The sequence below is a fragment of the Janthinobacterium sp. TND4EL3 genome (assembly GCF_900156175.1).
Classification (GTDB): domain Bacteria; phylum Pseudomonadota; class Gammaproteobacteria; order Burkholderiales; family Burkholderiaceae_D; genus Janthinobacterium.
Map to the genome: position 1 here is coordinate 122,954 of NZ_FTMV01000017.1, position 12,873 is coordinate 135,826.

Here is a 12,873-nt window from a genome sequence, read left to right on the forward strand (position 1 = left end):
CAGGCCTGCCAGGCCGCGTGACGTTGCGCGGCGCGCCGTGCTGCCTCGCGCACCCGGGCCGGGCCACCGCCGACCAGGGCCAGCTGCCCCGCCCCTGTCGACGAATTTGACAGCCGCGCCGCAAGCATCACGCCTCAGGAAAATTTCGCCTACAAATCAATAGCTTGCACAGCTGGTCCTGTTCTTGCTGGCGTCTCTGCCGCAGGCATGGCCTGCCTGCGTGCCCGCCTTGTCCCTGGCCGCAGCACCCGAGGAGACGACATCATGCCTGCTTTCCCAACAAACATCGCGGCAAGTGCCGCCCGCTGGTGCCGGCGCAGCTTTGCCATGGCCGCCTGTGCCGGCTTGCTGCTGGCGCCAGCGGCCATGGCGGCCAGCCAGCGCACCGACCTGTTAAGCGGCGCAGGCCGTGCCGACGGCAGCGGCTGGCAAGCGAGCCCGAACGGCGTCGACGGCTGGATTCCCGCCTACGGCCCCTACCCGAACCCGGTCACCATGCCCAATCCCCATATCAACCCGGAGGGCGTGCATGCCAACTTGATGTGGTACTGGCCCGGCCCCGGGCTGCCCGCGCCAGGCAGCCCGCCGACCACCGCCTACTTCCGCTATCAGCTCAACCTGGAACCGGGTCTGCTGCCGCAGATTGTCGCGCTGGTGGCGGCCGACGACCAGATGACGCTCACCGTCAATGGCGTCACGATCGGCAGCTACGAGCTGGCCGAGCACATGCCCAATGGCCAGCCGGAAGCGGTCGTCATGGATCTGACGCCGGGGCTGCAGCCTGGCGCGAACCGGATCGAGATCCGGGCCACCGATAACGGCAGCTATCACTGGGTGTTTTTCGATAGCTACAACATTATGGCATCGCCCCAGCGCGTGCTGGTGAAGCTGGCGCCGGTCTTGACCAGCCTGATCGGCGACATGGACGACTTCCACGGCGGCGATCCGGCCGACACCGCGCCCAGGTCGCAGCACGTGATCGACATGCAAGACCATCTCGTGGCCGCGCCCGCCATCAACCTGGACCAGCCCGCGGTGAACCGGTCGGTCGGCCTGAGCCACGACGCCACGCTACCGGACGGTGCACTGATCACCTCGGCGACCGTCAGGCTGCACGTCAGGATGACGGGCGATATCCCCGATAACGACGTGATTTTGTTTAACGAAAGTAATGTTCCTGAGCAAGGACAGGCCAGCCGGGTGATTGCGCTGCATGACCTGCTGGGCTTTCCCCCGCAGTCAGGCGCTATCTATGACGTCACGTGGAACCTGGCCAAGACGCCGCTGCGCAATTTCACCGCCGATGCGGTGACCGGCCAGCCGGACCAGGTGGTCAACCTGTTGCCCATGCTGAAGAACGCACAACATCTGGACGTGCTGCTGGCCGACGACACCATGGTGGATTTTTCGCAGCTGAGCATCACCTACACGACTGCCGATGCCGCTCCAGGCGACCTGAACAACGACGGCGCCATCGATCGCGACGACCTGAACATCCTGCTGCTGGGACTGAACACCGTGGCATCGGCGTCGAACGACCCACGCGACCTCGACCATGATGGACGCATCACCGTGCTCGACGTACGCAAGCTGGTCGCCAGTTGCACCCGTGCGCTGTGCGGCAAGTAAGCCGGTGCAGGCACGCCAATCTTTCACGCCGGCCATGCGCGGCCGGCTTGCTCATATTGCGGGAGATGTGATCATGAATAAACTATTTCTTGCGGCACTGCTCTGGCTCGCCTGCCTGGGCTGTTCGCCGCTGGCGCAGGCGCTGCAGATGACCCTGGTGCCGCGCGGCGGCTACCAGATCGCCCCGGGCGGCACGGTGCTGGTGGACCTGAACATCGCCGGCCTGCAGTCCGGTGGACTGGGCACGGAACTGGGCGCTTTCCATTTGGACCTGTACTACGACCCCGACCTGCTGTTCTACCTGCCCGGCGCGCCATCGGGCTGGGGCACGGCGCTGGGCCAGGTGGCCGGCGGCGCCCAGGCACTGGCGTTCGCCGACGACGCCACGCCTGGCCTGCTGCATCTGGACGAAGTGTCGCTGCTCGACGGGCTGACGCTGGGCCAGCTGCAAGGCGATGGCTTCCGCCTCGCCACGCTGGCGTTCCAGGCGCGGATGCCCGGTGGGCCGGTGCCGGCCAATACCTTCCTGTTCGCCGACGACATCCTGCTGGGCGATGCGGCCGGCAACCGCATCCCCGTCGCGCTGGACCAGGTTCCCGTGCTGATACTGCAGGTGGACGAGCCCGCAACCATCGCCCTCCTCGGCCTGGGCGTCGCGGCGCTGGCCTGGCAGCGGCGCCGCGTCACCATGTGGCCGCGCCGGAGGCAGGCGGCCCATGGCGCCTGAGCAGCGCGCACCATGCCAGCGCCAGCAAGGGTACCAGGCAGCAGAGCGCCAGCGCGGCCCTGCCCGGCACGGCAAAGGCGAACAGCTGCCGCAGCGCGGGCACGCCCAGCACCAGCAGCAACAGCAGCACGCAGGCGCCGCTGATCCAGCCAAAATAGGGATTCGCGCCTGCGGCCGGCGCCCGGCGCAGAGCGGCGGCGCGGGAGTTGGCGTGGATCAGCGCCAGATTCGACAGCGCCAGGGCGAGGAAGACGGCCGCGCGCCCCGCCTCGTCGGACTGGCCCGACAGCCGCATGTATGCGCCCAGGCACAGCAGCATGGCCAGCAGGCCGCCCCCCTGCAGCAAGCCGCGCAGCAGGACAGCGCGGCAAAACAGCGACTGGCCCGGTGGCCGCGGCGGCCGGCGCATGGCGTCGTCGTCGACGGGCTCGGCCTCGAAGACGACGGAACAGGCAGGGTCGATGATCAATTGCAGAAATAGTATATGCACGGGCAACAGCAGCAAGGGCCAGCCCAGCAGCACGGGCAGTATCGACAGCCCCGCGATGGGTACGTGGATGGCGACGATGAAGACGATGGCCTTGCGCAAATTCGCAAACAGACGGCGGCCATGGCGCACGGCCGTCAGCAACGATGAAAAATCGTCCTGCAGCAAGACCAGCGCGGCGGCCTCGCGCGCCACGTCGGTGCCGCGCGCGCCCATGGCCACGCCGATATGCGCCGCCTTGAGCGCGGGCGCATCGTTGACCCCGTCGCCCGTCATGGCGACGATGTCGCCGCGCGCGCGCATGGCTTGCACCAGGCGCAGCTTCTGCTGCGGCGCGATGCGGCAGCATACCCGCACCTGCGCCAGGCGCAACCGCAGCGCGGCGTCATCCAGGGCGTCGAGTTCGACACCCGTCAGCGCTTCCCCGTCCGTGGCTATGCCGGCCTGGCGCGCGACCGACAAGGCGGTGGCGGGATGGTCGCCCGTGATCATCACCACGCGCATGCCGGCATCGCGGCATTGCGCCACCGCCGCCGGCACTTCGGGGCGCACGGGGTCTTCCAGCGCCAGCAGGCCAAGGAAATCGAAATCAAAGTCGTGCTGGTCCGATGGCAGCGGCGGCGCGGCGAAGGCGGCGGCCGCCACGCCGATCACGCGCAAACCCTGACCGGCCATGACGGCCACCTGCGCCGCGATGGCCGCACATTGCGCAGTGTCCAGGTGGCACAGGTCCATGATGGCTTCCGGGGCGCCCTTCGCGGCAATCACGTAATCCCGCCGCCCCGGCGAGCGCCACACGCGCGACATGGCCAGCATGCGCCGCGACAGGGGATAGTCGTCGACCAGGGACCAGTCGCCATGCAGGTGTTCGGTACCGGCCAGCAAGCGCGCGCCAGCCGCGCCGATGGCCGCTTCCATCGGGTCGAAAGCCTGGCGGTGGCTGGCCAGCACCGCATATTCGAGCAGCCGGTGCAGCTCGTCGGGCAAGGCTGGCTCAGGCGCCGGGCCGCACGCATGGTGCGCCTGCGCCGACCACAGCTGGCACAGCTGCATGCGGTTGCAGGTCAGGGTGCCTGTCTTGTCGACGCACAACACCGTCGTGGCACCCAGCAATTCGATGGCCGGGATGCTGCGCGCCAGCACCTGCGCGCGCGCCAGCCGCCAGGCCCCCAGCGCGAGGAATAGCGTCAGGATCAACGGCAATTCCTCCGGCAGCAGCGCCATGGCCAGGGTCAACCCGGCCAGCAGGCCGCGCAGCGCGTCGCCGCGCAGCCACCAGTAGGCCACGCCCAGCGCCGCCGCCAGGCCCAGCGCGCCGATGGCCACCGTGCGCACGACGCGCCGCGTTTCCTGCTGCACCGGCGTCAGTTCTCCCCCCAGCGTGGCCAGCGAGGCGCCGATGCGCCCCAGCGCGCTGTGCGTGCCCGTCGCGCTCACGGTGCCGCTGGCCGTGCCCTGCGTCACCAGCGTGCCCGCATACACGCAGCCGTCGGGTCCCGGGCCGGGGGGGTTGCGTGGCGCAGGCTGCTTCATGACGGGCGCCGCTTCGCCCGTCAGCATCGATTCGTCGACCATCAGGTTGGAAGCGGCGAGCAGGGTCACGTCGGCCGGCACCCTGTCGCCTTCGGCCAGCAGGAGCAAGTCGCCGCGCACCAGGTCGCGGCTGGCGATGCGCGCCTGGCGGCCGTCGCGGATGACCAGCGCGCGCGGGCTGGACAAGTCCCGCAAGGCCGCCAGCGAGCGTTCCGTGCGCGCGCGCTGGACATAGCTGATGCCGATGACGAGCAGCACGAAGGCCAGCAGCATGAGCGCCTCCTGGCGGTCGCCCAGCAGCAGATATACCGTGCCGCACGCGACCAGCAGGAGCAGCATCGGCTCGCCGAGGATTTCGGCCAGCAGACGCCAGCGGCCCAGCGGCCGCGCGGCGGGCAATTCGTTCGGGCCATCGGCGGCGAGGCGTGACGCCGCCTCGGCGCTGGTCCATCCGCTCGCTTCCTCTTGGCACAATGGCATGGCACATCTCCGGCAGGCAACAGGCTATGGCGCAGGACGCAAGGCTACCATGGATCGCGACCGGCGAACGGCACGCTGGCGCGGCGGTGCCGCCCGTGCTTTCCGCCAAAGAGGCCGATACTTGATGCAGATCAGACGCTGGCCGCAGGCGTCTGCCAGGACTGGAAGTCCAAGTCTAGCGGCGCAGGGAGCACAGCATGCCATACAAAACCGGCAGGTCCGTGCGGCACATGCCGCAGGCCTTGCAGCGCACGAGCGCCCGCCGCACCCGATACAACGGCAGCACGGCCAGGCAGCCGTAGTCGCCGCCGCGCGCCAGGCAGTCGTTCAACAGCCGGGCTGCCAGCCCTCCCCGTCGCTGGCATCAATGGACGCATCCCCGGCGCGCCGCCGCAACGCTTGCCGTACCTGCTCCACCACCGCTGCCAGCGCCTCGGCGCCGAAATCGGCGCCATTGGCGATCTCGATGACGTCAGCCGCTTCGCCGGGAGGCAAGCCTTGTCCGGCGCAGCGCTCCATCTGGCCGGCGAGAACGGCCATGTCCGCATCGGAAGGGTCGGTGCCGGCGCGCGCCCGCGCAGCCAGGCGCGACGCCAGCACGGGCAGCGGCGCATCGACGTGCAGCAGCACGAACGGCACCTGGCTGCGGCGCGCCAGCGCGCGAAAGGCCAGGCGCCGGCGGCGCTCCAGGAAAGTGGCATCGACCACCATCACGAAACCGGCCGCCAGCCCTTGCCGGGCGAGCCGCGCCAGGCGCCGGTACGTGGCGGCATTGGCGGCCCCGTCATACATCCCCTGCGCTGGCAGGGAAGTGGCGCCGCTGGCGGCAGGGGCGCAAAACAGGCGCTTGCGTTCGACATCCGAGCGCAGCCGCACCGCCTCCAGCGGCTCGACCAGCGCATTGCACAGCCATGACTTGCCGCTCCCGGCCAGTCCAAAGGCGATCAGCAGCGCCGGCGCGGCGGGGGCGATGCACGCATGGGCGAAGGCCAGATAGCGCTGCGCCTGCAGCAATGCCGAAGAGCGTCCACGGCTGCCCCCCAGGGAGCGCAACAGGAACACCTTGCAACGCACCAGCGCCCGCTGTACCCGGTAATAAGGCAGCAGCGCCAGGCTGCCGTAGTCGCCGCAACGCTCCAGATAATCGTTCAGCAAGCGGGCGGCCAGGCCGCGGCGCCCCTGGCATTGCAGGTCCATCCAGGCAAAGGCCAGGTCCTGCGCCACGTCGATCCAGCGCAATGCGGCGTTAAATTCAATGCCGTCGAATACGCGCACCTGTCCGGCCACGGTCAGGATGTTGCCACAATGCAAATCACCATGGCATTCGCGCACCCAGCCATCAGCCTTGCGCTTGGTCAATACCGGCGCCAGCGCTTGCTCCTGCCGTGTCAGCCAGGCCGCAATCTCGTCGAGCATGGCACGCTGGCGCGTGTCGTCGAGCACGGCGCCGATGCCGGCCACGTCCTCGTGGGTGCGGGCGACGATCAATGCGGCATTGCCCCAGGGCGACTGGGGTGCCGCCCGCGCGGCGCCGGCATGAAAATCCGCCAGCAACAGCGCCAGGGCGCTGACCTCATCCGCGCCAAGCAGGCCGGCATTGAGGCGCGCCTGCCACAGGGCGGACTGGTCAAAGCGGCGCATGCGCACGGCATACTCGAGTACCGGCCCGTCGCCGTCGATGGACGGACATGCCCGCGTGCCGGTGATGCTCGCCAGGCCCAGGTACAACTCGGGCGCCAGGCGTCGATTCAGGCGCAGTTCCTCCTCGCACGCATGCCGCCGTGCCGACAGGGTGCTGTAATCGAGCACGTCGCGCTGCAGGGCCGCCTTGAACTTGTAGGCCAGGTCGCCCACCAGCAGGATGCGCGAAATATCGGTGACGATGAGGCGCACCCGCGCATCGGCGCTGTCGAGGCGATTTGCCAGGCGGTGCAATAGTCTCGTCTGCCGCCCCACCTCGTGCTTCCCGCCGCCTTGCTCGGCGTCAGGCCAGCGGTGCCCGCCTTGCGGCGCAGGCATCGGCCCCTGGGCAAGCAGCGGCGACGCCCCCGGCTGCGCGGCCCCGTTCTGCCCGAGCGCCTGGACGCCGCCAAGGGCATGGGAAGGAAACCGCCTTTTCCAGCGTATTTCACCGGCAGGGCCTGCGGGCGCCAGGGCAATGCGGTTCTCGACGCCGCGCACCCCGCGCAAGCCATACACCGCCTCCTCGGCCCGCTTGCGCTGATAGTTCCAGCCCAGCGTTCCTTCCAGCCGCAGCACGCCGTCTTGCGCCGCCACCGTGACGGCATCGGCGGAGCTGGGCAATTGCGCCTTGACGGCCGCCAGCGCCGCGCGCGCAAGGTCCGCATCCGAGCGCACCTGCCCCACGGGCGCCACTTCGACCTTGTTGAGCACGCCAGCCACCCCTGCCACGCCTGCGGCGCATCGCCCGGCCTGTATCTTGCCGACGAAATCGGGCGCCACCCCCGACAAGGTGACGACGCCATGTCGCACGGACACCACGATGGCAGGTGGCCCTAGCCGGGCAACACAGCTCAATTCATGCTCCACATTCCGCCTTAGTTCGGCATCGTTCAACATGCTTTCCTCCACAGGCCGGCGGCCGCGCGCACGGCCGCCGCTTGCCATGCATGGCCGGCCCGGCAGTGATCCTAGCATGGCCACAGCGCCGGAAAATATGATCTGGATCAATGCTTGCCCGGCGCCAGCCCCCTGAGCTGAGAATTGCAGGCCGGCTTGACCTGGATCAGTTGGCCCTCCTTACAGGCCCGCCGGAAACAGGTATCGTGAATTTTTAATGGAGCCCACCATGTACAAGACCATCCTGATGTATGCCGACCAGTTTTCCGGTTTCGAACGGCGCCTGCAAGTGGCAGCGGCGCTCGCCAGCGAAGCCGATTCCCATCTGATAGGAACGGTGGCCAGCGGCGGGCCGCAACTCGATTACCTGGTCTACGGTGCCGCAACGCTGGCGCCGCCCCCGCCGATCGACTACGAGCCCTTGCGGGAAGCGGCGCGCGAGCAACTGGCGCGCTTCGACGAGCGCTGCCGCCAGCTGGGCGTCGCCTCGTATGAAACCCGGTTTCAGGACAGCAGCGCAGCCGATGCGCTGATACTGCAGTCGCTGTACTGCGATCTGGTCATCACGGGCCAGAGCGACCTGAGCGACCGGTCGCTGATCTGGTCGACCCGCCTGCCCGCCTATCTCGCCCTGCACAGCGCCCGCCCCTTGCTCGTCATCCCCGATGGCAATGGCCCGGTGAGCATGCCAGGACGCTCCATCGTCATCGGCTGGAACGCCACTGCCGAGGCCAGCCGCGCGGTCGCTGGCGCGCTGCCGCTGCTGGTGCGGGCGCAGCGCGTCCAGATCATCGTGCTGAATCCGCGCCAGCATTATGGGCAGCATGGACAGGAGCCGGGCGCGGACCTGGCCACCTACCTGGCGCGCCATGGCGTGCGCGCGGAAGTGAGCCGCAGCGAAACGAGCGAAGAATGCGGTACGGCACTGTGCCGCCTGGCCCAGGACAGCGGCGCGGACCTGATCGTGGCAGGGGCATTCGGCCGCAGCCGCTTCCAGGAATGGGTGCTCGGCGGCACCACGCACAGCCTGCTGAGCCAGTCGCGCCTGCCGGTATTGCTGGGCCACTGAAGGGGGCCGCCGACGCCGTGGCGCAGGCCGCAGGCGCTTTCTTATCCGACTGGGAGCACGTGCATGATCACCGACAACGACATCAAGACGCAAGTCGAACAGGAATTGCTGTGGGATGTGCGCATCGATCCCAGCCATATTGGCGTGTCGGTCAACGACGGCGTCGTCGCGCTATCGGGCTTCGTGCACGCCTACAGCCACAAGCTGCACGCGGAGCGCGACGCGCAATGCCTCGCCGGCGTGCTCGGCGTGGCCAACGACATCGAGGTGCGCCCCCACTCGCGGCTGGACGCGGAAATTGCCCGCGACGCCATTGCCGCCATCGCCCTGCAGCTGCCCGTATCGTCGAAAACGATCAAGGTCATCGTCGAGCACGGCCATGTCAGGCTGGAAGGCACGGTCGACTGGAACTACCAGCGCGAGCACGCCCAACTGGCGCTGCGCCACGTGCATGGCATACGCGGCATCGAGAGCGCCATCGAGATCAGCCACAAGGCCATCCCGGCCGATATCAAGGCGCGCATCCAGGCGGCGCTGAAGCGCAGCGCCCTGATCGAGGCCAGCGGCATCAAGGTCGAGGCGGATGGCGACGCGGTCATCCTCAGTGGCAAGGTGCGTTCCTGGAGCGAACGCGACGAGGTCGAGCGCGCGGCCTGGATGGCGCCAGGCATTACCGCCGTCACGAACGAGCTTCAGGTGGGCAGCTGAATCGTCCGCGCGCTGCCGCCTGCCCGACTGCAGCGCCTCCAGACAAGCCAATCTGCCGGGCAATTTGAGGCATATCGATGCCGGCGCCACATCTGCAGCAGCAACATCGCGTGCACATGATCTGGCGCATTGCCAGGCACGGCGCAATTTCCTACTATCGAAGTCCGGGCGCCGCGCGCCCACCGTGCATTGCGTCAAGGAGCCACCATGATGCCGCTGGACCCATCCCACCGCCAGTTCATTTTCGACGTGCTCGCCGCCACGCAGGACATGGCCCTGGCCACCGTGCGTCCGGATGGCTATCCCCAGACGACGGTAGTCAGTTACGTGCACGACGGCCTGACGCTGTATTCCTGCATCGGGCTCAACAGCCAGAAAGCGCACAATATCCGCCAGCATGACAAGGTTTCGCTGGCCATTACGCCCGCGTACCAGGACTGGCAGCATATCCGCGGCCTGTCCATGGCGGGCACGGCTGCCTTGGTCGACAACGCCGATGAAACCGAGCAGGTGGCCGACCTGATGCTGTTTCGCTTTCCCCAGCTGCGCGACGCCATGGGGGCCGCCACGGCCGCACCGTGGCCGGGCCTCGTCTTCCTGCGCATCCGCCCAAGCGTCATTTCCTTGCTGAACTATGAACTGGGTTTCGGCCACACCGAATTGTTTGAAGTCAATGTTTGAAGTCGGCTGAAACATGCTGGGTCACCGGGCCTTGCCGATTATTGCTGCGCTTGATACATATCAGTTTCCTGGCTTCCGCCGCGGATGCCGGCCGCTACACTGACCTGGTGGCTGCGTTTCCTGCAGCAGAACCTGCGTGCCGCGCCACGCCCATACCGGAGAGCCAACATGCCCGACATTCACCTCAAATTCGCCAACCTGCTCACTTCAGGCAGCAGTACCTTGCTCGACCGCTACGATGCAGTGGCCCGGCATGCGCTCGACAGTAGCGCCGATGCTGCGCGCCTGACCCTGCATTACCTGCAGGACCTGTCGCAGGCAAACATGAACGCGCTGCTGCAGCGGGTACAAGACAAGGGCGTTGCCAATCTATATGAATTCGATCCGGGCAGCCTGAAAGCGCTGTGCACCTTGAACGATGATTATCGTTCCAATCTCTTCGCCATCCTGCTGGACATGCAAAAATCCATGGTGGAAAGCAGCTACTCATCCGTCTACGACGGCTACAGACAGTGGCAGAGAACCGTCCCGTCCCAGTAAGGCGGTGCTCCTGGCGCACCTGGGGAGCGGGCGCAGCCCCTGCCATCCCGCTGCTCAGGAATAAGGCGATGGCGCGGCGGCCGCCAGCGGATAGCCCAGCGATTGTGCCAGCATCACGTGGTGACCCTGCGCCAGGCCCATGGCCGCGGCCAGCTCCCGCTGGTCGAACCAGCCACGCGACACCACCGCCAGGCCCTCGGCGGCGCAAAACAGGTACACGTTCTGGCTGATGTGGCCGGCATCAATGGCGGCAAACAGCAACTGCCTGGCCTGCTCTTCTGGCGGCATGCGCGACAAATTGGCGACGTACAGCAGGTTGACGGGCGCCGTCGCCACGAAATCCTGCTTGCCCGTCACGGCACGGATATCGACGGCGCTCAGCTGGCGCAATGACGGGGCCAGCGGATCATACAGGTACAGGCCGCCGGACATGGCGACATAGATATCGATTTCCTGCGCATTGCAGACGGAGGGCGCCGTTCGATGGCCCGTGCCGGGACGGTTGCAGCCATTGGCGGCCCACAGCAGGCGCGACAGCCGGTACCGGGACAGCTCGCGCTCGCCAAATTCGCGCTGCGACTGGCGCAGCTTCAATACCTCGATGAGGGCCATGCCCAGGGCACTGATGTCGGCATCGAGTTCGAAGGTACCCGGCCCCATCAATGGCAAGGGCTCGCTTGTGGGTGCATTTTTCTTCACTTTCCCTCCCCTGCGCTGCCTGGAACGGCCGGCCATGCGTCCCTTAACTGATCTGCAGGCGCTTTGCGCTGCCGCCGAGCAACTTGGGCAGCTCCATGTCGAGCACGCCGTCACGGTACCTGGCCACGGCCTTGTCGGCGTCGATGTCCTGTGCCAGAGAGAAACTGCGGAAATACTTCCCCGTATGGCGCTCGCGGCGCACGACCTTCTGACCGTTCGTCTCTTCGTGCTCCTGCCTGGATTCAGCCGAGATGGAAACGCGATTGCCATCGATATCCACCGAGATGTCGTCCACCTTAAATCCGGGCAACTCAGCCTTGATCCGGTAGGCGTGCTCGCTTTCCGTGACGTCGAGCCGGATCGGCGACGGACGGCCGAAATCCTTGAGCGCATCCTTGAAGCCCATGTCCTTCAAAAAATCGTCCATGCTGCGCATGGGGTCGAATCTTGCGATGTCGCTGAGCGGATCAAAATGCATCATATGCTGTGCCATCTCCTGCCTCCTGAACAAAAGTCGATGCCGCTGGGAAAAACCGGGCTGCGGCAACCGGATACCCAAGTTCACTATAAAGGGCTGACTTCCGCTTGTCTGCCTGGAAAATGATTGATATCAAGAACGACGCGAATCGGCACGCATGGGCCCCATGGCCGTGCGACCGCAGCCATCGCCGGCGACTCGGCGGCTGCACAGCATTATTCGGGCAAGGTATTGATGCAGATCATGGCAAGCGATGCCTGCCTGACTGTAGTGTGCAAGGCAGTTGTCCCCATTGAGACAGGAGTATGGCCATGATTGCCTACATGAAACCGCTTGGCAGCCTGCTGTGCGGCGCGCTGCTCGCTTGCGTGCCTGCGCAAGCGCGGTCCCAGCCTAAGGATGGCCTTGCGTCCGACCAGGAGATGGCCAGAGTGCAGTTGCAGGCCGCGGCAAATCAGCATATCGACAGCGCGCGCACGGCTGTGGCCGTGCTGGCGAAGGATCCGCTGATGACGGAAGCGCTGCGCTGGTCGAAGGGCGTCTTCATCCTGCCCGCCTACCGCCGCGCGGCGCTGGCCATCGGCGCCAGCGGCGGCACCGGAGTGCTGCTGGGCAAGCGCGGCGACGGCAGCTGGAGTGCTCCCGCATTTTTCAAGCTGGGAGCATTGGGCATCGGGCTGCAGGCCGGCGTGGAAGCCGGCCCATTCGTCTTCGTATTGCTCAACGACAAGGCCATGCAGCAATTCCAGCAGCGCAGCAGCTTTTCCGTCAGTGCCGATGCGGGACTGACGGTGCGCAACTGGAAAAAAGTGGCGCGCGGAACCGTTGGCAAGGGGGACGTCATCGCCTGGTCGGGCACGAAAGGCCTTTTCGCCGATGCGGTGGCTGTCAGCGTGGACGATATCCGCTACGACGAGCCATTGACCGACGCCTATTACCACCGTACGCTGGCCCTCGGCGACGTGCTGGCCGATCACGTCAGCAATGACCAGGCCCAAGGGCTGCAGCAGGCGCTTGCGGCAGCCAGTGCGCCGGACCGCTAAGTAATCCTCAGGAAATTATTGTGCATTTATGACGAACAGAGGCGGATGCCATGCAAGGCGCCCGCTGTGCCGCAGAGCGCCGGTGATGGAAGTCAGAAATCACAATAATTTATTGGGGGTTACTTAGCTGTGAAGTTGCAAGAGGTTATTCGGACTAGAACCAAGCCGTGACATCGGTGCCTTGCCAGCAATACCCTGATGCGGCCGGTGCCAGTTGTA

At 66.7% G+C, this 12,873-nt stretch carries 12 protein-coding genes; 7 read left to right on the forward strand and 5 right to left on the reverse strand.

The window, feature by feature from the left end:
- Positions 1 to 264 precede the first annotated feature (264 nt).
- Positions 265 to 1,629 (forward strand): hypothetical protein, encoded by a 1,365-nt coding sequence (locus BXA07_RS23505; protein WP_139335718.1) that lies wholly within the window; start codon positions 265 to 267, stop codon positions 1,627 to 1,629.
- Positions 1,630 to 1,702: 73 nt separating this feature from the next.
- Positions 1,703 to 2,356, forward strand: a complete 654-nt coding sequence (locus BXA07_RS23510; protein ID WP_170909726.1) for a PEP-CTERM sorting domain-containing protein — start codon at positions 1,703 to 1,705, stop codon at positions 2,354 to 2,356.
- On the opposite strand, the gene BXA07_RS23515 is transcribed toward BXA07_RS23510, so the two are convergent.
- From BXA07_RS23515 to BXA07_RS23520, 3 genes are all read right to left on the reverse strand, one after another.
- Complete coding sequence (locus tag BXA07_RS23515; RefSeq protein ID WP_076571388.1) at positions 2,313 to 4,856, reverse strand: cation-translocating P-type ATPase; 2,544 nt, start codon at positions 4,854 to 4,856, stop codon at positions 2,313 to 2,315. The two genes, BXA07_RS23510 and BXA07_RS23515, sit on opposite strands and share 44 nt — an antisense overlap.
- A gap of 175 nt (positions 4,857 to 5,031) precedes the next feature.
- On the reverse strand, positions 5,032 to 5,187 hold the full coding sequence (locus tag BXA07_RS30905) for a hypothetical protein (protein ID WP_170909727.1): 156 nt from the start codon (positions 5,185 to 5,187) through the stop codon (positions 5,032 to 5,034).
- On the reverse strand, positions 5,184 to 7,436 hold the full coding sequence (locus BXA07_RS23520) for an AAA family ATPase (RefSeq protein ID WP_076571390.1): 2,253 nt from the start codon (positions 7,434 to 7,436) through the stop codon (positions 5,184 to 5,186). The genes BXA07_RS30905 and BXA07_RS23520 overlap by 4 nt, the downstream gene beginning before the upstream one ends.
- A gap of 229 nt (positions 7,437 to 7,665) precedes the next feature.
- On the opposite strand from BXA07_RS23520, the gene BXA07_RS23525 reads away from it, so the two are divergent.
- The 4 genes from BXA07_RS23525 to BXA07_RS23540 all read left to right on the forward strand — a co-directional run bounded on the left by BXA07_RS23525 (position 7,666) and on the right by BXA07_RS23540 (position 10,434).
- Positions 7,666 to 8,505: a universal stress protein gene (locus BXA07_RS23525; RefSeq protein ID WP_076571454.1), complete on the forward strand. Its 840-nt coding sequence runs from the start codon at positions 7,666 to 7,668 to the stop codon at positions 8,503 to 8,505.
- A gap of 63 nt (positions 8,506 to 8,568) precedes the next feature.
- Complete coding sequence (locus BXA07_RS23530; protein ID WP_076571392.1) at positions 8,569 to 9,213, forward strand: BON domain-containing protein; 645 nt, start codon at positions 8,569 to 8,571, stop codon at positions 9,211 to 9,213.
- 207 nt (positions 9,214 to 9,420) lie between these two features.
- Positions 9,421 to 9,894 carry a pyridoxamine 5'-phosphate oxidase family protein gene (locus BXA07_RS23535; protein ID WP_083708490.1) on the forward strand — a complete coding sequence of 158 codons (474 nt, stop codon included), beginning with the start codon at positions 9,421 to 9,423 and terminating at the stop codon, positions 9,892 to 9,894.
- A gap of 168 nt (positions 9,895 to 10,062) precedes the next feature.
- Positions 10,063 to 10,434, forward strand: coding sequence for a hypothetical protein (locus tag BXA07_RS23540; protein WP_139335721.1), 372 nt, complete (start codon positions 10,063 to 10,065; stop codon positions 10,432 to 10,434).
- Between the two features lie 54 nt (positions 10,435 to 10,488).
- Here the strand turns inward: BXA07_RS23540 and BXA07_RS23545 are convergent, their stop codons facing one another.
- A complete protein-coding gene (locus tag BXA07_RS23545) occupies positions 10,489 to 11,133 on the reverse strand; it encodes a SagB/ThcOx family dehydrogenase (RefSeq protein ID WP_212592357.1) in 645 nt (214 codons plus the stop codon).
- 43 nt (positions 11,134 to 11,176) lie between these two features.
- Complete coding sequence (locus tag BXA07_RS23550; protein ID WP_076571398.1) at positions 11,177 to 11,626, reverse strand: Hsp20/alpha crystallin family protein; 450 nt, start codon at positions 11,624 to 11,626, stop codon at positions 11,177 to 11,179.
- 296 nt (positions 11,627 to 11,922) lie between these two features.
- On the opposite strand from BXA07_RS23550, the gene BXA07_RS23555 reads away from it, so the two are divergent.
- Positions 11,923 to 12,654 carry a lipid-binding SYLF domain-containing protein gene (locus BXA07_RS23555; RefSeq protein WP_170909728.1) on the forward strand — a complete coding sequence of 244 codons (732 nt, stop codon included), beginning with the start codon at positions 11,923 to 11,925 and terminating at the stop codon, positions 12,652 to 12,654.
- Positions 12,655 to 12,873: the final 219 nt, after the last annotated feature.